At 37.8% G+C, this 21879-nt stretch carries 16 protein-coding genes; 10 read left to right on the top strand and 6 right to left on the bottom strand.

Features of this window, described 5'->3' with window-relative positions:
* Nucleotides 1-20: 20 nt before the first annotated feature.
* The 5 genes from hisC to GY065_RS04150 form a co-directional block, all read right to left on the bottom strand.
* Nucleotides 21-1079 (bottom strand): histidinol-phosphate transaminase, encoded by a 1059-nt coding sequence (hisC, locus tag GY065_RS04170; RefSeq protein ID WP_174833171.1) that lies wholly within the window; start codon nucleotides 1077-1079, stop codon nucleotides 21-23.
* A gap of 81 nt (nucleotides 1080-1160) precedes the next feature.
* Complete coding sequence (locus tag GY065_RS04165) at nucleotides 1161-2696, bottom strand: SulP family inorganic anion transporter (protein WP_174833170.1); 1536 nt, start codon at nucleotides 2694-2696, stop codon at nucleotides 1161-1163.
* Nucleotides 2697-2734: 38 nt separating this feature from the next.
* On the bottom strand, nucleotides 2735-3910 hold the full coding sequence (locus tag GY065_RS04160) for a 5-(carboxyamino)imidazole ribonucleotide synthase (RefSeq protein WP_174833169.1): 1176 nt from the start codon (nucleotides 3908-3910) through the stop codon (nucleotides 2735-2737).
* Nucleotides 3911-4362: 452 nt separating this feature from the next.
* Complete coding sequence (locus GY065_RS13540; protein ID WP_174833168.1) at nucleotides 4363-4980, bottom strand: ricin-type beta-trefoil lectin domain protein; 618 nt, start codon at nucleotides 4978-4980, stop codon at nucleotides 4363-4365.
* Between the two features lie 28 nt (nucleotides 4981-5008).
* Nucleotides 5009-5956, bottom strand: coding sequence for a class I SAM-dependent methyltransferase (locus GY065_RS04150; RefSeq protein ID WP_174833167.1), 948 nt, complete (start codon nucleotides 5954-5956; stop codon nucleotides 5009-5011).
* 417 nt (nucleotides 5957-6373) lie between these two features.
* Between GY065_RS04150 and GY065_RS04145 the strand changes: the two genes are divergently transcribed.
* The 8 genes from GY065_RS04145 to GY065_RS04110 all read left to right on the top strand — a co-directional run bounded on the left by GY065_RS04145 (nucleotide 6374) and on the right by GY065_RS04110 (nucleotide 17500).
* On the top strand, nucleotides 6374-7708 hold the full coding sequence (locus GY065_RS04145) for a DEAD/DEAH box helicase (protein ID WP_174833166.1): 1335 nt from the start codon (nucleotides 6374-6376) through the stop codon (nucleotides 7706-7708).
* 294 nt (nucleotides 7709-8002) lie between these two features.
* Complete coding sequence (locus tag GY065_RS04140; RefSeq protein ID WP_157784913.1) at nucleotides 8003-8143, top strand: hypothetical protein; 141 nt, start codon at nucleotides 8003-8005, stop codon at nucleotides 8141-8143.
* A 913-nt stretch (nucleotides 8144-9056) separates the two neighbouring features.
* Complete coding sequence (locus GY065_RS04135; RefSeq protein ID WP_037394009.1) at nucleotides 9057-9596, top strand: RNA pyrophosphohydrolase; 540 nt, start codon at nucleotides 9057-9059, stop codon at nucleotides 9594-9596.
* 127 nt (nucleotides 9597-9723) lie between these two features.
* Nucleotides 9724-11700 carry a DNA topoisomerase IV subunit B gene (locus GY065_RS04130; RefSeq protein ID WP_174833165.1) on the top strand — a complete coding sequence of 659 codons (1977 nt, stop codon included), beginning with the start codon at nucleotides 9724-9726 and terminating at the stop codon, nucleotides 11698-11700.
* Nucleotides 11701-12197: 497 nt separating this feature from the next.
* The gene (locus GY065_RS04125; RefSeq protein WP_100117186.1) at nucleotides 12198-12560 is read left to right on the top strand and encodes a roadblock/LC7 domain-containing protein; all 363 of its coding nucleotides are present in this window, start codon (nucleotides 12198-12200) and stop codon (nucleotides 12558-12560) included.
* Between the two features lie 408 nt (nucleotides 12561-12968).
* Nucleotides 12969-13472: a PAS domain-containing protein gene (locus tag GY065_RS04120; RefSeq protein WP_244621481.1), complete on the top strand. Its 504-nt coding sequence runs from the start codon at nucleotides 12969-12971 to the stop codon at nucleotides 13470-13472.
* A 1-nt stretch (nucleotide 13473) separates the two neighbouring features.
* Nucleotides 13474-14220, top strand: a complete 747-nt coding sequence (locus tag GY065_RS04115) for a phosphate/phosphite/phosphonate ABC transporter substrate-binding protein (protein WP_174833164.1) — start codon at nucleotides 13474-13476, stop codon at nucleotides 14218-14220.
* A 1879-nt stretch (nucleotides 14221-16099) separates the two neighbouring features.
* Nucleotides 16100-17500 carry a DHA2 family efflux MFS transporter permease subunit gene (locus tag GY065_RS04110; RefSeq protein WP_174833163.1) on the top strand — a complete coding sequence of 467 codons (1401 nt, stop codon included), beginning with the start codon at nucleotides 16100-16102 and terminating at the stop codon, nucleotides 17498-17500.
* Nucleotides 17501-17753: 253 nt separating this feature from the next.
* Here GY065_RS04110 and GY065_RS04105 read toward each other — a convergent pair whose 3' ends face one another.
* Complete coding sequence (locus GY065_RS04105; protein WP_037394020.1) at nucleotides 17754-19148, bottom strand: nucleobase:cation symporter-2 family protein; 1395 nt, start codon at nucleotides 19146-19148, stop codon at nucleotides 17754-17756.
* A 224-nt stretch (nucleotides 19149-19372) separates the two neighbouring features.
* Here GY065_RS04105 and dapA point away from each other — a divergent pair, with 224 nt between their 5' ends.
* Both dapA and bamC read left to right on the top strand, forming a co-directional pair.
* Nucleotides 19373-20248 carry a 4-hydroxy-tetrahydrodipicolinate synthase gene (gene dapA / locus GY065_RS04100; protein ID WP_174833162.1) on the top strand — a complete coding sequence of 292 codons (876 nt, stop codon included), beginning with the start codon at nucleotides 19373-19375 and terminating at the stop codon, nucleotides 20246-20248.
* 44 nt (nucleotides 20249-20292) lie between these two features.
* Complete coding sequence (bamC, locus tag GY065_RS04095; RefSeq protein ID WP_174833161.1) at nucleotides 20293-21441, top strand: outer membrane protein assembly factor BamC; 1149 nt, start codon at nucleotides 20293-20295, stop codon at nucleotides 21439-21441.
* Nucleotides 21442-21879: the final 438 nt, after the last annotated feature.

Genomic DNA, 21879 nt, shown 5'->3' with positions numbered 1-21879 from the left:
AAATCAGAATGTATATTTGTCTATGGATTCAGCATTTCTTCCAATACTTCAATCAGCCTTTGCTGTTGTTGCTGTGTTCCGACACTGATTCGTAAAAAATTATTGATTCTTTCCTGAGGAAAATGCCGAACCACTACACCATGCCGGCGTAACTCAGCAGCAATTTCCACAGCTGTTTTATTTTTATGACTTGCAAAGACAAAATTGGCATTAGAAGGTAAAACCTCAAATCCGAGCTGAGACAGATGTTTAGTCAGCCAGATACGGTTTTCAATAACTTTGGCACAAGTTGAGCGAAAATAATTTTCATCTTCGAATGCCGCAATAGCTCCAGCTTGTGCTAAACGATCAAGCGGATAAGAATTAAAACTGTTTTTTATCCGCTCAAGTCCTTCAATCAGCTCTGCTTGCCCTAGTGCAAGACCAACCCGCATACCGGCAAGCGAACGAGATTTTGAAAGTGTCTGTACCACAAGTAGATTAGGATAATTAGCAATCAGTGCCACCGCAGACTCACCGCCAAAATCAATATAGGCCTCATCTACCAGTACTACACAATCCGGATTGGCTTGTAATATCTGCTCAACCTGAGCCAAAGACAAAATACATCCGGTAGGTGCATTCGGATTAGGAAAAACAACTCCGGCCTGAGCATCATAATAATCAGCCGGATTAATAGCGAAGTGCTCATTAAGCGGGATATAACGAGCCTCAACATCATATAACTGACAATAGACCGGATAAAAACTATAACTGATATCGGGTAATAATAATTGTTGTTTTCCCTGAAAAAAAGCAGCAAATGCCTGAGCCAGTACCTCATCCGAACCATTACCCACAAAAATCTGTTCTCTTGACAAACCATAATAATCAGCAATGGTTTGTTTTAATCTATCTGCATTCGGATCAGGATATAAACACAAACCTTCAGTTGCAGCCTGTATTGCTTTTAATACCTTTGGAGAAGGTGGAAATGGATTTTCATTGGTATTCAGTTTAACCAGATTGGCTATTTTAGGCTGCTCTCCGGGTACATAAGGTTGCAGCAATTTGGTTTTCTCACTCCAGAATTTACTCATTTTCTCTCCAGTCTGAATGAAATACTCATTATCAAAAACTCAGAACTAATATCCCTATCAACAATTATCATATTGAGCAAATTACGCTATTACAGAACCATTATTATACTTATGACATATTAACAAAGATTCAGCACTAAGGGTACTGAATTGCTCGGATGATAAATAATCCAGCTTTTTAGCAATAAGTACCCGGCATGTTTTTTCATTCAGACCACATACAAATAACATTTTTTCCTGCTGATGCAATCTACGGGCAAGAGCCTGTAAATGAACGAATACAGTTACATCTGCATGACAGCCCGCACTCATATCCAGATATATATTTTTTACATCCAGACTAGTAATCATATCATGGCTTCGATTCAACAGCGTACCGACGTTAGCAAACAATAATAACTGAGGCAAAATGATCACCGCTTCCTGCGCGATGATTTGAACTTCTGGAAATAAAACCGGCCAGGCATGCATTCGGAGCGAATACCAGCACATTCCTATTAAAGCAAAAGAAATCACCAGCCATAAACCAGTACAGACACCAAACATAATAATCAGACCAGCAGAGATACATAACCATAGCAAATCACCCCATTGCCAGTAATAAAAACGCAATTCACACCAGTTAATCTGCACACAGAGAACATACAGTGCAATTACTGCAAGTACAGGCAATGGTACATACGCCAACCATGACCAGCAGTAAATCAATGCCATAAGCAATAGCATAACTATTAGCGTATTACGTCTGATTTTTAATGCCTTATCGGCCACATAGCCTAAACTTATGACCAGACCTCCGGTAAATGAAGACAATATATTACTAAAACCAACCAGCGCGACACTGCGCCGGAACTGTTTCGGTAAATACTGACAACTTTCTACATAAATCAATAATGCAATTGTAGCACTCAGAAAAAACAATAAAGGCCAGTCAGCATGTACCGGATTCATAAATGGCCAATACTGTTCATCCAACTGAACCGGAGTGGCTATACCTACTAGTGCAAACGGCCATATATAACTGAGAATCCATACCAGTAGCAACACCCACAAGGCCTTAGGCTGAGACTTACTTCTCCATAATACCAGCAAGGCAAAAGATAAAATGGCCAAAACCACACTTGGCCAGTTCCAGCCATACCATTTAAGAATCAGTTCCCACAACCCCTGCCATGAATTTTTATTAGCCGGAACACCAAGAATGACCGGAATAAGCATGGCGAACAGTGTTAAAGTCATACCCAGACCAATACCATGCCAGACCGGACGGGCAATCCAGTTCAGACAATGTTTGGGTAGTATAAGAGACATAAGTAATAACCACCCGCCAGTAAACAAGGTGAGCATAATAGCCACAGTAATACGCTCACTCACCACTCCTGCATAATAGGCTATTGAAGCCATCAGTATTAACGCTGAAAACGGTGCTGGTGTTAATAACACTTTTTTCGGACCACCCAAAATTATACTACTGAGCAAAGCACACATTACACCAGCCATTGCCATAGATATGGGTAAACCGGCAATACCGGCACAAGCAAGTGCCATTGGTAAGACATATCCTAATAATTTCCAGCCATCAGACATCCATACCAATGGAGACTGTTTTGTGCTCATTAGTTTCAAGGTATTATCCTTTGTTCATATTAACAGGATTAATCTGAAGCAGTAGAAGAGTTTTGAGCTGAGTTTTGCAGGTGAAGATGAAGATTGCGTGCTGTTTGCCATGCCTGATCAGGGTTATCAGCCAGAACAGTAAAATGTCCCATTTTACGGCCGGGTCTTACCTGTTTTTTACCATACAGATGTAAACAGGCAGTTTTATGATTCAGAACAGCATTCCAGTTCGGTTCGCCGTTTTCAGGCCAGACATCACCAAGAATATTCGCCATACAACAAGGCATTAATAAATCTGTGGCTGCCGGCGGCAATCCACACATCAACCTTACCTGCTGCTGAAACTGATCAGAAATACAGGCATCTAAAGTGTAATGACCTGAATTGTGTGGCCGGGGAGCAATTTCATTAACAAGCAACTGCATTTCATTGCCAGCAACAAACATCTCAACTGCCATCACCCCTTGATAATCCATGGCTTGCGCCAGCTGATTAGCCATATTTTCAGCTTGTTTTAATACAGGCTGCGGTAATCTGGCTGGTACTACAGAGTAAGCAAGAATACCATTTTGATGTTGATTTTCTGCCGGTGGAAAACAAACAGTGTGCTGATTATTAAGACGGGCAACTACTACTGATATTTCAGCATGTAAATCCACCTTTTTTTCCAATACACAGCGTACTTGCCGCAGTCGGGTAAAAGCAGCCTGCAATTCCGCAAGAGAATCAACTGCTATCTGTCCTTTTCCATCATAGCCCAGAGTAGCTGTTTTCAGAATCCCCGGTAACAATGCATTCAGAGAATCATTAATATCAGACTCAGTACTGATAACAGTATAGGGCACAGTAGTCAGACCGGCCCGGGCAATCCATTCTTTTTCCTGCTGCCTGTCCTGAGCAATCGCAACACAATCACCTGATGGCGATACAACTGTATATTGCGCCAGCCAGCGCATAGATTCAGCACTGACATTTTCAAACTCTGTCGTAACAGCAGCACATTTAGCCATATTCTGCAGAGCTTCAGCATTATTAAAATTAGAACATAAATGCACATCAGCAAACTGTGCTGCTGGCGCATCTGGATCAGGATCTAGAACAGTTACCTGATAACCCATTGTTTTAGCAGCTACAGTGAACATCGCACCCAGCTGACCACCACCTAAAATACCCAGCATCGCTGGTGGCAGAATACAGGAAGAAAAACGAGACATAACGGTATTAAAGTAACCTTATCCAGAAGATAAACAATATTAGCTGAAATTAAACATTTTTGCAGTTACAGACATCAGTATGAAATCGCCATATTGAGCACAAACTTGTTATTTTTACCATATTAATAATTTAAGCAAAAATTCTCAGCAACTGTCACTTTTACCCTGCATTAGTTACTGAATCAGAACAAATTAGTCTGAATTTAGCCCAGACATATACCTACATTTATGATTCATAAATATAATGGATAAAATTCTGATAAGTGTAAATTGTTACAAATATGCATTATTTTAACATAAAAAAATAAATAATTACATAAAATAAATATTAAGATTTAGCTGATATCTATTTAATATCTATAAAATTTTATTATTAAAACAAAATATTACAAATATAAAATTATTTAATAAATTATATAAATATAATTTATTAAATATACTTAGCAGTAATATTAATGAAATTGCTGACTTTCCTCATTAGTACAAGGCTGCAATTGCAAGCGCCTTTGTGAGCCATCCACACATAAATTACTGTTTTTGTCGCGAAGCTGCCTGCCTAGCAGCAACCAATTATTATTCTTGTCTGGTTCACAATAAACCGTACCCACCACATTATTTTTTACCGCCAGACAGCGGTTATTGAACCACACCTGACCCTGATGAAAATAAAAAGCTTCACTAATTTTATCTCCGGCACAGGAATCAACAACTACAGATTGCCAGACTGAAGACATACCATCACTGCGCAAACAACCATGATTTACCGGACGTAAACTGATACTGGATGCAACAGGATAAACAGGCGGATATGGCAAAACTGACGGATAATGCGGATAAGGCAATGCTGCCGGATAAACCGGAGTATCCGTATATATTACAGTTGTACCGGCAGGAGCATCAATATGTACAGTTTTATTAATGGTTGTAGTTGATGAAACAGGCAAATCGACAATAACATGACGTTCACCATGTCCGGAATGATAGATGACCTCTGCCTCAGCAACAGATAACAACAACCCAGATAAACTCAATATACCAGTAGCCAAAAACATTCGTGCAGATCGAATCATTATTTCCTCCCGAATATCTACTCGTTAATTAACCCTTCCGGATTTCCCAGCATTGATGAATGCGTGTATTACGAAAATCTTCAGGTATTGTTTTTTTGGAAATATTACTTACATCATAACGCTGTTCCAAAACCGGATTTAATTCAAAACTGCGCAGATTATTTGAAAAATACAAACTACCCTGCTTTGATAATAAACGCATTGCACCATCTATCAGTTTTTCCTGATCACGCTGAATATCCAGTATATCCAGCATTTTCTTACTATTTGAGAAACTTGGTGGATCCATTACAATCAAATCAAACTGTTTTTTTTCTTCAGCCGCTTTTTGCAAATATTGAAACACATCAGCTCGAACTATTTGATGAATCTGCTTATCCAGCCCGTTTAATTCAAAATTTCGTTGCGCCCATTGCAAATATGTATTTGACAAATCTACAGTTTCACTGAATAAGGCACCACCAGTTGCAGCATATACCGAGAAACTGCCCGTATACGCAAATAAATTCAAAAAACGTTTTCCCGCTGCAAGAAGGCCTATTTTCTGGCGGGTATTACGATGATCAAGAAATAAACCTGTGTCCAGATATTTATCCAGATTTACCCAGAATGAACGCCCATGTTCATGAATCACGAAATCCGTACCGGTAATACCGGTTTTTTCATACTGATCTTTACCTTTTTGCCGCAGTCTTTTTTTGATATGAATATGCTCTTTGGGCAAACCAGTCACAAATAAAATAGCTTCTACTACTTCAGCCAGCCAGTCTTCATAATCAGTTTTATGCATTAGCCAGCCAGTATCATATTCCTGTAAATGTACATGATCAGCATAAATATCCACAACAAATGGATATTGCGGTATATCCCGGTCATACATGCGCCATGCTTCAATATTCTGACGCTGCGCCCATTTACGCAAATGTTTAATATTTTTGCCTAGGCGGTTGGCAAAAGCACCTATATCATTACTCATAAATAAAATTTCAAATTTCTACCGTTCGGTACATTAACAGTCATATTGTAACGGAAAAAATTTTATATTCCCTTGCAAATTTACTCATTATGACATGACTATCCTATTGCTTAAAAACATAATATATCTTATAATTTAGTCGATAATTTGAAACCATCGTTTACAACCTTAAATAAATACGGCGAACTCAACATTACTTTAATTGTTTATAATGCCGCCCTTCGCAGCAATGCGTCCGTTGTCTGGTTGTCGCCGATGTATAAAATACCCAAACACACACGCTTACGACAACCAATTGCTATCTTTTCTTTGTTTATTTTCTTCTTGGCTTAAGCTAGCAACAGTTCCCAGTAATCTAATTTCACATCAATAAACTAGATTATCACGTTTGGTTGGTCGTTTAACCAAAGGAAAATCATGACATTGTCTTTTTCAGATTTACATTTAGACAAACAACTTACTACAGCTCTTACCGCTGCCGGCTACGAAACCCCTACTCCGGTGCAACTGGAATCTATTCCGGCTGTTCTGAACAATCAGGATTTAATGGTTTCTGCTCAAACCGGTTCCGGCAAAACAGCTGCATTTTTATTACCTACTCTGCAAAAATTGCTTAAACGCAGCGAAAAATCAGGCAAAGGACCCAGAGCTCTGGTATTAACCCCTACACGTGAACTGGCCCAGCAAGTTGAAAAAAATGCCCAGATTTACGGTAAAAACATGCCTTGGCTGCGCACAGTAACACTAGTAGGCGGTACTGCATTCGGTCAGCAAATTCGCGCATTATCCCGTCCGATTGACCTAATCGTTGCCACACCGGGACGTTTAATGGATCACATGCGTCAGGGTCGTATTGACTTTGGCCGGCTGGAAGTGCTTATTCTGGATGAAGCAGACCGGATGCTGGACATGGGTTTTATTGATGATATTGAGACCATCGTTGCGGCTACCCCTGTTGAGCGGCAGACTTTGTTATTTTCAGCCACATGGGACGGCATGGTTGGTAAGCTTGCTCAGAAATTGACACAGCAGCCGCAAAAAATTGATATTGCCCGCGAAGAAAAGCAGGGCAAAATTGATGAGCAACTGCTTTACTGTGATGATATACGACATAAAAACCGCCTACTTGATCACCTCTTGCGTGATACCAGCATTGATCAGGCTGTAATATTTACTGCTACCAAAGCCATGTCTGAACAACTGGCTGATGAGTTGTATGAAAAAGGCTTCTCAGCTAACTGCTTGCATGGAGATATGCCTCAAGGCTGGCGTAACCGTACATTGATGGATTTACGCAAAGGCCGGATTAAAATACTGGTTGCGACTGATGTTGCAGCCCGTGGCATTGATGTACCAACCATTACACATGTTATTAACTATGACCTACCCAAGCAGGCCGAAGACTATGTACATCGTATTGGTCGTACAGGTCGCGCCGGCCGCACCGGTCTGGCCATTACCTTTGCAGAAGTAAACGAGTACATTAAAGTACATAAAATTGAACGCTACCTGAATCGTAAATTACCTGAACAAACCATTACCGGCATGGAACCAACCCGTAAGCGCGCAGGTAAAATAGCGAATAAAGGTCGTCGCTCGTTTGGTAACCAAAGCAAAAACAGCAACTGGGGAGCCAAACGACGCCAGTCCGGTGAACAGCAGCCAAACCGCTCACGTCATAATAGTCCAGCAGCCCGTCAGCATAGTAGTCAGCCAAACAGACGTAGCAATAACAGTCAACCTAAACAATAAATTTAAATATCATAATAAATGGTCAGGTTAAGATTTGGCCTGACCATCTACCCCATTCTACAATTCTTCTGATAATCAATTCCTCTTCAATTTAAAGACAGACTAACAATACTGTCTTGCAAAAATCTGTTATATCTTATATATTGTTTGATGAATAAATAAATCATCATGTTAAAAATAATAACTGTACACAATACTGACAAATATTATTATCTTATCAGTAAAATTGTACTTCCAAGTTATAAATAACAACAGTTGGTGCTCCACACCAGCAAGCGAGAAAGGATTTTTATTATGCAACATCGTCGTAGATTACAAATTTTTCAGGCAGCGAAACGAGCTGCTTTTTATCAACATACTCAGACTGGAAATGGCAAAGAACAAACTCATGAAAATGAAAAAGCCATTCACAACCTGGAACCTATTCATCAATAAAACTTAATTGATAAAAAGAGCCTTATCTTTTCAGATAGGGCTCTTTTTTATTGATCTACATTTAAGCCTGCTAAAAGCAAAGAAAATTAGTTTTTTAGAAACGTTATTACCTACATTAAATAACTGTAAATTCATTAGTTTTTGTTTATAATAAAATTATAAAATATAAAAAAGATCGTGATAAAGTGAAATCTTTTCAGTTGAATCTATTTTAATCTAATTGTTAAACACAGACTCTATTATTTTTGCAGCATTCAATAATTATTAATTAGTATAGAAATATTTTTTAATAACTAATTCTTTAATATTTTTACCTCTATAGAATTGAATACAGTTTTCATAAGCTAAATAATTGCTACCATAGAATAAATATTATAATCATCAAAAATAAATTCTAAGCTAAAGATCACAGCGAAAACAAAATTATTAAATTTATTCGTATTTGTATTAGCATTTATTTCATTAATAATTTTAGTTTTATCTATATAACTAAACTAATTTTTTACTATCTTTTATAAAGATACAGGTTTTTTACGCTTTTAAAGGATTTAAGATTTATTTATTATCTGGTTTATTAAAACTATGAATAAAAATTATGTAGAACGAATACACCTTATACAAATAACAATAATCCTCACTGGAGCTTTCATAAATCAGCACGTATCGATTCTTAATACCCAGACTCATCTATGTACAATTTGATTAATTAATACGAATTCAAATATTCAATTAATCTTTATCTCTTGCTTAAAGTGGTACCCGGATATAAACCCAGATTTCTAACTATAGAAATTCAAACATGCCGATATGATATAAAATTTACTTAACTTGATATGATATTTCAAATTTAATCCTTACTGGTCTCAGCGCGTGATTTGTGCGAAAATTCAATTTATTTATTGGGCGAACTACCATGTTAGATAGAGAAGGTTATCGCCCCAATGTCGGGATAATCATTACCAATGACCGAAACGAGGTTTTTTGGGGCAAACGAGTACACGAACACTCTTGGCAGTTTCCTCAAGGAGGCATTAAGCCGGGGGAAAGTCCAGAAGCAGCCATGTATCGCGAACTGATGGAGGAAGTCGGTCTGTTGCCTCATCATGTCAAAATAATCGGACGCACTCGGGACTGGTTACGTTATGATGTACCTACACATTGGATTAAACGCGAATGGCGTGGTTCTTATAAAGGTCAAAAACAGATCTGGTATCTGCTACGGCTGACCGGGCGGGAAAGTGATGTTCACCTGCGTGCTACCCACCACCCCGAATTTGATGCCTGGCGTTGGCACCAATACTGGGCTCCTGTTGATGAAGTTATTGAATTCAAAAGAAATGTCTATTTGAATGCATTACACGAGCTTTCACGCTTTTTACACGAACTGCCCAGCTGGACTGAATTTGTTCAAACTCGACAAAATCATGATGATAAATATTCACTGGCTGAATGATTGCCTGTGAATAGTTCTGTATTGAAGATTACACCAAAATTCTGAATCTGAAACAAATTACCGAAAAAATAAATTTTTTACGGTAATTTGTTTTATATTGCGATTAATACTTATCTAAAAATAAATTATGAGCAAATCCACAACTTATGATGAATCCAGTGTCACCGTTCTGAAGGGTCTGGCACCAGTTAAAGAACGCCCTGGTATGTATACCAGAACGGATAGCCCTACCCATATCATTCAGGAAGTAATTGATAATGCCGCAGACGAAGCTCTGGGCGGCTATGCACAAAATATCGATGTTACTCTGAATCCCGATGGATCCGTTACCGTCAGAGACAATGGTCGCGGCATTCCCACCGGATTACACCCAACCGAAAAAGTACCCGTAGTTGAACTGGTTTTCACCCAACTTCATGCTGGTGGTAAATTCAATAAAAAAAGCGGCGACGGTGCTTATGCTTTTTCAGGTGGCTTACATGGTGTTGGCGTTTCCGTGACAAATGCACTGTCTTCCCGGCTCGAAGTTACTGTTAAAAGAGCTGGAAATATTTATCATATTGCCTTTGCTGGTGGTAACGTCATTAAACCTTTGTCTGTAACCGGTAAATGCGCCGTTAAAGACAGTGGTACCGAAGTTCGTGTCTGGCCTGACGGACATTACTTCGATAATCCGCAATACAATCTGCCTGAACTGGAACGCAATTTACGTGCTAAAGCAGTTTTGTTACCCGGCGTGAATGTTACACTTACTCGCTACCAGAATGATACGGATGAAGCTCAGACACAAAACTGGCATTATCCGAATGGCCTGAAAAGCTATTTACTTGACTTACTCTCAGACAGCCAGACTGCCACACCCATTTTCTCCAGTGAAAATTATTTAAACTCAAATCATGGAACTGACTTTAATCAGGGTGAAGGTGCAGCTTATGCATTAACCTGGCTAGAGGAAGGACATGCTCCCGGCGAAAGTTACGTTAACCTGATCCCTACCGCTCTGGGTGGTACTCATGAAGCTGGGCTGAAACAGGCAGTTTTTCATGCTGTAAACAACTTTATCAATCATCATAATTTACTTCCGCGCGGCGTAAAACTACAATCAGACGATGTTTTTTCACGTGTTGCTTTTGTTCTTTCTGCCCGTTTGCTTGATCCGCAGTTTCAGGGACAGACAAAAGATAAACTAACCAGTCGTGATGCACTCAAACTGGTAGCTGCAGTGTGCAGTGACCCATTAGAACTCTGGTTAAACCAGAATATTGATACTGGAAAAAAAATAGCTGAACTGGCTATTAGCCAGGCACAGGCACGAATGCGCTCAACTAAAAAAATTGAAAAGAAAAAAGGTTCCGGCGTAGCTGTTTTACCAGGCAAACTTACTGACTGTGAAAGTGAAGACATCCGCGAAAATGAATTGTTTCTGGTTGAAGGTGATTCTGCCGGTGGTTCAGCCAAACTAGCTCGGGATAAAAATACTCAGGCGATTCTTCCTTTGCGTGGTAAAGTTTTAAACAGTTTTGAAATTCACCGCGACCAATTATTTGGTAATGCTGAAATACATGATATTTCAGTTGCCATCGGAGTAGATCCGCACGGAAGAACCGATAATCCCGATTTATCCGGCTTGCGCTATGGAAAAATAGCCATATTATCAGATGCCGATGTTGACGGCGCTCATATACAGGTTCTGTTACTTACCTTGTTTTATACCCATTTCCCACGATTGATAGAGGCAGGACACATTTATGTTGCCCAACCGCCACTTTTTCGTATAGATGTAAATGCACAGGGTAAAAGCAAACCTGCACGCAAAATTTATGCTCAGGATCAGGCCGAACTGGACAGCATTAAGGACAGGCTGCAACTAGAAAAAAGTACTTACCATATAAATCGCTTTAAGGGTTTAGGCGAAATGAATCCGGATCAGCTTAAAGATACGACTATGAATCCAGATACACGCCGTCTGTTACAAGTACATATCCCGGATGAAGAGAACAGTGAAACCCGAAATATTTTTATCAAATTAATGGGAAAAGGTGAAGCCGCATCCAGAAGAATATGGATGGAGGCTGAAGGTGATAAAGTAGAAACCGACATCTGATGAATCTGATTAAAGGTTGTTATCACACTATCGATAGCAACCTTTATAAATTAATTTATAAATATAATTTAAATTTAAAATCAAAAATTTATATTAAAAATAAATAATCATTCATATAAATACCTTATAAAATATTGAAATTTTATATAACTGAGTAACCAGCTTAATTTATAGTCAATAACCTTCAATATTAAAAATTTAACTATTTTTGACATAAATCAAATAATAGTTAAATTAAAATAGTCAAATTTTTGTAATTTATTATTCATAATGATATAATTCAGACCAAATTTCATATCCGCTAAATTGATTAAGATTGTAATCAAAAATTTTAAACACTGATATTAATTGAATTTAAGTCATAAAAAATAAATAATTGTAAATAAAATAGAAAATTTAAATAAAGATAATTAATAAAATTTAATAACATTTTTTTGCAAAAAAATTCACCCATCTTTATAATTGACAAAGTTACAGTCAAATTTAGAGGAACTTTCATGAAATATGATTTTATCGAAAACGTATTAAAAACCCTGAACAGTACCCCGGATATTACTTCTTCAGCAGTTATTTCAACTGACGGTCTGCCAATTGCTTCAGCTTTACAAAGTGGCATGGATGAAGACCGCATTGGTGCGATGGCTGCAGCTTTATTGTCTTTGGGTAACCGCTCAGCTAAAGAAGTATTAAAAGGTACTCTGGACAATACCATTATCCATACTGACAAAGGTTACATGTTGCTGTTTCAGGCATCTGAAGCTATTTTATTAACCATTACCACCACTCATGAAGCCAAATTGGGTCTGATTTTGTTCGAAGCTAAACGTGCATTGAAAGAACTAGCTGATCATTTTGATTAAGAATCAATCATTAGATCTGAAATATGTAATGCTATTTAAATATCTGTTCGTGTGAATGTGTAATTGAAAATTTTATTGACAGCTTTTTTAATCAGTACACAATACTGTAAAAAATCAGCTTAGAAATCTGGTAATTGCTACCCTTTAATCTGGATATTTTCTAAACGCTGACTGAATTGCTGTCAATTAAACCTAAAGAAAAATGGATCAATTATATAAAAGGGCGTTTAAATGTTTTTATAGCAATACTAAAACGCATCACATATATGTATTCTCAGAAATTTATAGTGGCGATAAACGTATTAAAGCAGAAATAAGCACCGCCATAGTAAAAGCATACAAAATCTGAAATGCAATTTTAAGCACACTCATTCTTTATCAGATTAAACCAAAATTGAAGGACCAAATATGGATATGAGTCGTTGGATTCAACCAAAGCCAGAAAGTGAGTTTTCTGAGCATAAAATAAAATATTATCAACAAGATACAGAGTCGACTGTATATGTAACCAATCAGGAATTTCCTTATCCTGACGGTGCTTTGATTGTATCTCGTACAGATCTTGATGGCATCATTACGCATGCTAATGACGTATTTGTTGATATTAGCGGCTGGGCACGTGATGAAATTATTGGTGCACCACATTGCCTGTTACGCCATCCTGACATGCCAAAAGCACCATTCGCCGATATGTGGGCAACTCTGCAAAGAGGGGAGCGCTGGTATGGTTATGTCAAAAATCTGCGTAAAGATGGCGGACACTACTGGGTATATGCCACTGTAATTCCTAACTTACGTCAAGGAAAAGTAATTGGTTATAGCTCAATTCGTCGTAAACCAAGCCGCGAGCGTGTTAACGAAATGAGTGCCAAGTATGTAGAAATGCTGAAATCCGAACAGGAAGGAAAATAATATGCTTAGTTTAATGGTTGTACCCGATTATTTACCTGATCAGTTCAGCACCTGGTATTTACTCAATAATTATCTGCAAAAGAAAAGTGACCAGAATATTTCCTTGCTGATGCCTCCTTCATTTGATGAAGTTAAAGCACAACAGGATAAAGAAAAAGTTTCAATGCTTTTTGTTAATCCTTTTGCTGCAGGTAGCTATGTTCGTGAGCAGGGATATTTACCACTGGTTAAACCTAAAAATAAACCTGATGAAATCGTTATTGTTACTGCCGCAGATTCAGATATAAACGCTATCGAAGATCTCAAAGGTACGGTAGAACTGGCTCTTTCTAATAATGAAGACGCAAACTTTATTGGTTTACGTTTATTGGAACCTGCTAATCTAAATGATGATGAGTTAGTTATCAATCGTAAAGATAACTTCCTTATGGTGGCTTCCAGCGTCATTCGCCAGCAAGCAAAAATCGGCATTATTCAGGCAAACGTATATGAAAGTTTCAACTCTGTTACCAAAGATCAACTAAAAGTTTTGCTGAAAAGCCGGATTAACGAAGTATCTCATGTTATGCTGTACCATCAGGATGCAGCCGCCCAGGCTGAGCCATTAAGAGAAATATTATGTAAAATGGCAGATGATCCGGATGGTACCAATATTGTTAAAGCATTAAGCTATCCAGAAGGCTTTACAGATTTATCTCAGGAAGATATGGAATTTATGATCGACGTTGTAGATACATTGCGTATGTAAATATAATGTAATAATATAATAAACCGTGTTCACTTTGTTAAGGCAGCACGGTTTAATTTATATCTAACCTTTTTCAAAAATACAATCACTTGAAAATATTTAAAAAGCAAAATTTTTAATTTTTTATTCGATAAATATTTTTTTGGTTAGTGAGTCATTATTCAATTTCAACTGTGTAGGTCGACATTGTAAATAAATATTATCATTTTAATGATACCTTTTATTATACATCCATCAACTCCTATAAATCATATATACAAAAAAATCAGATACGCATCCAAATAGTTAATTTTATTTTTTTATTAAAACTATACTGGTAAGGTAAATTTTATTCGCACACTAAGTTAAGCCTGCATTACAAAAACACGAGGAGGCATATTTTTGTTTATTTGAGCTTTTCCACAAGTATAACTTTTTTAATCAAGTTACTTAGCACATAATAATATTGGTGAGTAATCAGTCCCTACCTTTAGCTCTGCATACATCAATGCTTTCCGATTTTCAAAAAGACACACTGGTACAAATCACGCCTGTAAAGAAAAATTTTGTTTGGTTCTGCCCTTTTAAATCAGTAGCTTTTACTAAAGAAGACTGCAATAAAAAAGTAAAAGCAGCCTTTTCATATTATCTACATCCGCCGATTAAATATATAGTCTATTAATTGCGATGTTTTTTAATTTCAGTGCGGTAAATATCATTAAGACAGTTAGTTAATTGTTTTTAAAAATTTTCCCTATTCAAATATTTCAGTAATTTTATAATCATTATCTTTTTGACATCTAATCTGATAAATAACAAAACGTTCTTCAAACCCTTTTGTTGCATCAATAATTACTTTAACTCTGTCTTTATCTGACTGAATAAATATTAATTTAGCAAAAGGATCTAAATCTTACTCTTGCCATAGAACATCATAGTCTATGCAAGATTTTCTGATAATTATCATTCCTCATATATAACTTCCGGATATTCTTATCAAAGTATTTTCTATAATAATCGTAATCAAAATTATTAGAACTACTTTTCTCTGAAGATACACTTCATTCATACATTTCTTTTATGTAGCGCAATTGCGGACTTTCAGAGTATGCAGGCATACTAATACTTAAACTCAAGAGAATAAAAAGTAATTTTTTCATTAGCATTCTCGAATTTAAACTATTTTCTACACAACACTATTTTCATAGTACAGAAACTTTTGTCGAATATTGCAGCATTATTCGTGAAATAAATCTATGTAATAAATTTTGTTTTACAACCTTGATTACAAAATATTCAAACATACAACTTAAAGTTTCTTTCTGTTTTAATTTAAATCAGGGCTGCACAGTAATATTATTAAAGTACGCTAGTACATTCTATATTAATAAATGTTACTTTTATTGGATACAACGAATTAATTTACTTGTTAAAGCCCAAAACTAATGATGTTAAAAATATGAATATAAATTTTCAAATCATTAATTAAACATATCATTGGACTTAATGAGGATTTAACACTTAAATTTTTATATTGTCTGTTAAAATTTCTGTATTAATTTTGATTACTGATTTTGTTCATCGATTACTCATAATATTTCATTCATTTTCTAAGCTATTTTTATACCAGATACCTGCTTAAAATAATATCTAATATGAATATATATTTGAATTTTGGATTTTTTTAATAAAATTTTTATATTTAATTTTTAAAAAATTAACAATTATTGTTTTATCATTTAAAATTTATAAAAAAATAAAAACATACTTACTAAATTTTATGTATTTACAATAAATTAATGCTCTGCATGAATCTGTTATAATGTATGTATTTACAATAAATTAATGCTCTGCATGAATCTGTTATAATGAATGAGACCATCATTGATAAACAGCAATTATGGCTACTATTAACGACAGTAAACCCTCACGCTTTTTGCCCATTTTGTTGGCAATAGCCATTTTTATGCAGCAGCTGGATGCTACTATCCTGAATACTGCTCTGCCCTCGATGGCTGCCGATTTGGGGCAGTCGCCGCTTAATATGCAATCTGCAATTATTGCCTACGCATTAACTCTGGCAATAATGATGCCTCTGTCTGGTTTTCTGTCGGATAAATTAGGAACACGTAAACTTTTTATGGGTTCCATGGTCATATTTATTATCGGATCTGTACTGTGTGCCGCAAGTAATAATCTGGCTTTACTGGTACTGGCCAGAATCATTCAGGGTTTGGGTGGCGCAATGTTAACTCCTGTAGCCCGTTTAACCATGATGCAGGCTTACGACCGCTCAAAACTTATAACTGTTATGAATTACGCCATTATGCCGGCACTGATCGGTCCGGTACTGGGACCGATTATTGGTGGCTATCTTGTGGTATATACCAGCTGGCACTGGATATTTTTGCTTAATGTACCGATAGGGTTATTAGGATTACTGGTTACCTGGTATATCATGCCCAATTTTAACCGACCAGCAAATTACTTTGATGGATTAGGTTTCTTTCTGTTTTCGGCATCTGCTTTTTGCATGACGCTTACTTTTGAAACCATGTCACATGCTAACAATATTTTATTTGGCTGTATGATTGCTATTGCAGGTATTGGTGCTTTATTTGCCTATCTTGCTCATGCACGCCAGAACAACCGTGCTTTGTATCCTCCGCATTTAATTCTGGTGCGTACATTTCGTCTGGGGCTGGCAGGTAATTTAGTAAGCCGCCTTGGCATGAGTGCTCTGCCTTTATTATTGCCTTTATTATTTCAGGTTGCTTTTAACTATGATGCGGTAAATTCAGGCTGGCTGCTGATGCCTCTTGCTTTGGCAGCTATATTTGCCAAACCCTTTCTGAAGCCCTTAATGAATCATTTTGGTTATCGTAATACACTTGCCTGGAACACACGTATTATCGGTATACTGATTATGTCACTCGCTTTAATCAGTGCCAGTACACCGCAATGGTTGATATTATTACATCTGTGTATTTTGGGCACCTGCAACTCTTTACAATTTACTGGTATGAATACCATTACATTGGCTGATTTACGTTCTAATCAGGTTAGTAGCGGCACCAGTCTGATGGCTGTTAACCAGCAACTGGCATTAAGTTTCGGTATAGCAATTGGCGCATTACTTTTGCAATCTTTCAGTCGTGCCAGCTTTATCAATCACAATATTACTACCGCCTTTCGCATTACTTTTATTATTCTCGGCGTGTTCACTTTGCTTTCAAGCTGGATATTTGCCCGTCTGCATTCAACTGACGGTGCTAATCTGCTTTCAAAGGAAAATGCATAGATTAACAATTTTCTGAATTCTGACAAAACAAGCTATTTACCTGCCTGATATTGTTATTAAATCAAAGGATAATATCAAACTAAAAGTAATTTTTAATACAAAACTAATACCATTCAGAATTACAAATAATTAAATTTTTCCATGTAATTTATAGTACTCATTAATTAAAATAGAGCTTACTATTTAAAATTATTATTTTAAATTTATAAAAAAAAGCTGCCAATATTTTTGGCAACCTTTTTTCAGATATTAATTAATGTGGAATATCGTCACTTAAATAAACAGCAGGTTCACTTTTATCATGTGGCAACACTATATTTAGAATAATCGCTACAATTCCGCCCATACAAATCGGATTTTGAAACAATATTGGTAACTGAGCAAACACTTCCGGTTCAAAAGCCACACCCAGACCAAGCCCCAGTGATGTAGCACAGATAACTGCTTCACGGCGTCGGATACCAGCAGTAATAATAATTCTGATACCGGCGGTGACAATCAAACCGAACATAACCACCATTGCCCCACCTAAAACCGGACTGGGAATAGTGGTAAAAATAGCACCAACCCATGGAAATAAGCCAAGTATAATCAGAATAGCAGCAATATATTTACCGACATACCGGGAAGCAACTCCCGTCATCTGAATTACGCCATTATTCTGAGCAAAAGTGGTTAACGGCAATGAACCCAGTGCTGTAGCAATTACGGATACCAGACCATCAGCCATTACTCCGCCGCGTAAACGGTTTGTGTACGACGGACCATCTACCGGCTGATTAGAAATCATGGCGGTAGCAGTTAAATCACCTACTGCTTCAAATACACTTAAAAGATAAATGGTACCGGCCACCATAAAAGCATGCCAGTCAAAAGCAAAGCCGTATTTAAATGGAATCGGTATTGTAATTAAGGGTAAATCGTGCAGATTGGAAAAATCTACAATTCCCATAAAAATAGCAATTACATAACCTGATATCAAACCTACCGCAATGCCGGCCATACGCCACCATGCATTTTTAAAACAGTTAAATAACAATACAGTAAACAGTACAAATGTGGACAGAGCAAGATTAGACCATGAACCAAAAGTATGATTTGCTTTTGCAGTAAGACCACCGCCAAAGTCAGTAATACCGACATGAATAAGGCTCAGTCCTATCATCAATACCACAACTCCGCTTACAGTAGGTGTGATGATTTTTTTCAGAAAAGGTAACAGCCATGATGCCCCGATTACTAAAAAGGCGCCCACGAATGAGACGCCCAGTAAAGTTGAAATCATAGTATTTTCATTCATCCCGCTTTCTTTCATGCCCAGCCCCAGCGCAATCATAACAGTGACAAATGAAAAATTAACTGATTGAATTGATAACAGCCCCGAACCAATAACACCAAAGCGGTGTACCTGAATATAAGTACCTACACCTGAAGCCACCATAGACATTGAGACCAGATAAGCAGTCATGTCAGCCGGCAGTTTCAGCGCACCGCCCACCACAAGAGCCGGTGCCACCATAGGGACAAAAAGAGCGAGTAAATGGGTTAATGCACTAAGCAAACCATTTAAAACAGGAGGTTTTTCCTCCAGACCATAGACCAGATCAGAGTGTTCATTCTGCTTACGAACAGAGGAATTATCGGCCATGTCATCCTTCCTTATTTGCTTTATGCATGTGTGAAATGTATATAAAGCAGCGTATTTTAAGCGATACGGCACTGTTTAATCCAGAGCAAACTATTGAGGAATAGAATCTTTAACACAAGCAAACTACTTTTATCAAAAGTGGTTTGAATACCGGCAGTTTTCCATGTAAGCAAAAAATACGCTACAATCATCACATTTTTAGCTCACCTGTAAAGGGTAGAATTATGTTGACAGGCAGCCTGGTTGCCATCGTAACGCCTATGCATGAAGATGGCAGTATTGATTATGAACAATACAAACAGCTTATTGACTGGCATATCGAGTCCGGAACCGATGCCATTGTCGCCGTGGGAACAACCGGTGAATCAGCCACACTCAGCGTAGATGAGCATTTGAATGTCATCAAAACTGCTGTAGAACATGTATCCGGACGCGTGAAAGTGATTGCTGGTACTGGCGCCAACAATACTCACGAAGCAATTTATCTGGCTCAGGAGGCTCAGCAGGCTGGTGCTGATATGACTTTGTCTGTAGTACCCTACTACAACAAACCGAATCAGGAAGGTATCTACCGCCACTTTAAAACTATTGCCGAAGCAACCAGTATCCCCATGATTTTGTATAATGTCCCGGGTCGCACTGTTGCCGATATGCAACCGGACACTGCTTTACGTCTGGCAGAAATTGACAATATTGTTGGTATAAAAGAAGCCACTGGCAACATTGGCCGCGCATGTTATTTGTTTAAGCACGTACCTGAAAATTTTGCAGTTTATTCCGGTGATGATCCTACTGCTCTGGCATTTTTACTGTGTGGCGGGCATGGTGTAATCAGCGTTACTGCTAATGTTGCTCCGAAATTGTTTGCAGATATGTGTCATGCAGCTTTGCGCGGAGATATTACAGGTGCACGCGCTTTAAATGATAAATTACAGCGTCTGCATGGTGATCTTTTCTGTGAACCAAGCCCTGCACCAACCAAATGGGCGCTGTCTAAACTGGGTAAAATCAGTCCGTTTTGCCGCCTGCCCATTACAGAACTTACTGCTGCCGGACAGGCTACGGTACTGGCCGCCATGCAGGAAGCCGAATTAATTTAACACAGCCAACATTGCCATAATAATGCACACAGAAAGTGGCCTATATGAATATAAGTAAAACCGTTGCATTAACATTGCTGTCAGCCAGTCTTGCCGCTTGTGCCAGCAAAAAAGAAAATCTTCCTAAACTGGATTATCAGTCTGACAATAAAAAAATTGTTCGACTGGATGTACCTCCAGATCTGACTGATCCGAATCAGGGAAATCGTTTCAGTGCACCCGGTGGTTCACTGATTAATGGGGCTGTACGCGCCAGTGACATGAACAAAAAAGCGGGCAAAACTCAGAATAACGCGAATGCACAGGTACTGACTCAGGTACCGAATATTCATTTTCAGCGTGATGGAAGTATTCGCTGGCTGACTATCGACAATAAACAGGCTGCTGAATTATGGCCGTTGCTCAGAGCTTTCTGGCAGGAACAGGGCTTTACCATCGAGCGTGAAGAACCATCTATTGGTCTGATGCAAACCAACTGGGCGGAAAACCGTGCCAAACTGCCATCTGATGTGATTCGCGGTATATTTGAAAAAGTAGGTCTGGGTGGTGTTTACTCCAGCGGCGAGCGGGATATGTTCACTATTCGTCTGGAACGTAACAGTAAAGGCGGTACAGATGTATTCTTCAGCCAGAAAGGTATGAAAGAAGTCTATACCAGCAAAGATGGTGACAGCACTGCTTGGCAGCCAAGACCTAATGAGCCTGAGCTGGAAGCAGCTTTTCTTGCACGCTTTATGCAATATCTTGGTGCAGACGCCAAACAGGTACAGCAACAGTTAGCTGCTCAAAAACTAGATCCGAATGAAAATAACTTAGCTAAAATTGATGGCAACAGTATTTATCTGCTCGGCCCGCAGGAACGTAACTGGCGACGTGTTGCGCTGGCTCTGGATCGTATTGGTCTGAATGTAATTGGTGAAAACCAGAGTCAATATGCTTATCTGGTTGAAGTAGCTGCAGCTGAAGCCTCTTCTGTTACCAATAAAAAGCCGGGATTATTCGGGCGTATGTTCGGACGCAGTAAAAAAGCTGAGCAGCAACAGCAGCCAAAACAGCAGCCTCGTCTATTTGTATTGGCCGTACCATTGAAAGACGGAGGCACACGTGTCAGTCTGGCGAACGAAGATGGCTCATCTTATACTGGAAAAGATGCAAAAAAATGGCTTCAGCAACTGGACCAGCAATTGCGCTAATCAAAAAAGCCTGCTTATTGCAGGCTTTTTTTGATTTAGTTAAGCAATTATCTTTATTCTTAGTTAAACTGGTCAACAACGGACTTAGATTTGCATGATTATAAAGGAAAGTATCAATAAGTATTAATGGCACTTAAGATATAAAATAATGATTCTGACACGATAAACATGAAAAAATTACTTATTATTTATTGTTTTCTTTCAATGACAGAAATTGCAGCACTTGTTCTCGGAACGATTTTTTTTGCAGATATACGTTTTCCATTATGGTACAGTATCTGCTGCTTTGTTATTGCTATTCTTGGATTGATAGTACTAACTCCATTCACCATTAAAATAATTAGATTTTATCAAAACTTAAATTAACTAAAAATCAACACCGTAAAACCATTATTAAGCTTTAAATAAATTTTAGTATTTAATAATTGATAACTATTA

This window comes from Snodgrassella sp. ESL0323 (assembly GCF_013346865.1).
GTDB classification, from domain to species: Bacteria; Pseudomonadota; Gammaproteobacteria; order Burkholderiales; family Neisseriaceae; genus Snodgrassella; species Snodgrassella alvi.
Note: the sequence above shows the minus strand (reverse complement) of the source record. Positions and strands in the feature narration are given on the sequence as shown.

Excerpts from the sequence above, each read along its gene's own strand:
- hisC (WP_174833171.1), bottom strand. The coding sequence starts at position 1,079 with ATGAGTAAATTCTGGAGTGAGAAAACCAAATTGCTGCAACCTTATGTA.
- GY065_RS04165 (WP_174833170.1), bottom strand. The coding sequence starts at position 2,696 with ATGAGCACAAAACAGTCTCCATTGGTATGGATGTCTGATGGCTGGAAA.
- GY065_RS04160 (WP_174833169.1), bottom strand. The coding sequence starts at position 3,910 with ATGTCTCGTTTTTCTTCCTGTATTCTGCCACCAGCGATGCTGGGTATT.
- GY065_RS13540 (WP_174833168.1), bottom strand. The coding sequence starts at position 4,980 with ATGATTCGATCTGCACGAATGTTTTTGGCTACTGGTATATTGAGTTTA.
- GY065_RS04150 (WP_174833167.1), bottom strand. The coding sequence starts at position 5,956 with ATGAGTAATGATATAGGTGCTTTTGCCAACCGCCTAGGCAAAAATATT.
- GY065_RS04145 (WP_174833166.1), top strand. The coding sequence starts at position 6,374 with ATGACATTGTCTTTTTCAGATTTACATTTAGACAAACAACTTACTACA.
- GY065_RS04140 (WP_157784913.1), top strand. The coding sequence starts at position 8,003 with ATGCAACATCGTCGTAGATTACAAATTTTTCAGGCAGCGAAACGAGCT.
- GY065_RS04135 (WP_037394009.1), top strand. The coding sequence starts at position 9,057 with ATGTTAGATAGAGAAGGTTATCGCCCCAATGTCGGGATAATCATTACC.
- GY065_RS04130 (WP_174833165.1), top strand. The coding sequence starts at position 9,724 with ATGAGCAAATCCACAACTTATGATGAATCCAGTGTCACCGTTCTGAAG.
- GY065_RS04125 (WP_100117186.1), top strand. The coding sequence starts at position 12,198 with ATGAAATATGATTTTATCGAAAACGTATTAAAAACCCTGAACAGTACC.
- GY065_RS04120 (WP_244621481.1), top strand. The coding sequence starts at position 12,969 with ATGGATATGAGTCGTTGGATTCAACCAAAGCCAGAAAGTGAGTTTTCT.
- GY065_RS04115 (WP_174833164.1), top strand. The coding sequence starts at position 13,474 with ATGCTTAGTTTAATGGTTGTACCCGATTATTTACCTGATCAGTTCAGC.
- GY065_RS04110 (WP_174833163.1), top strand. The coding sequence starts at position 16,100 with ATGGCTACTATTAACGACAGTAAACCCTCACGCTTTTTGCCCATTTTG.
- GY065_RS04105 (WP_037394020.1), bottom strand. The coding sequence starts at position 19,148 with ATGGCCGATAATTCCTCTGTTCGTAAGCAGAATGAACACTCTGATCTG.
- dapA (WP_174833162.1), top strand. The coding sequence starts at position 19,373 with ATGTTGACAGGCAGCCTGGTTGCCATCGTAACGCCTATGCATGAAGAT.
- bamC (WP_174833161.1), top strand. The coding sequence starts at position 20,293 with ATGAATATAAGTAAAACCGTTGCATTAACATTGCTGTCAGCCAGTCTT.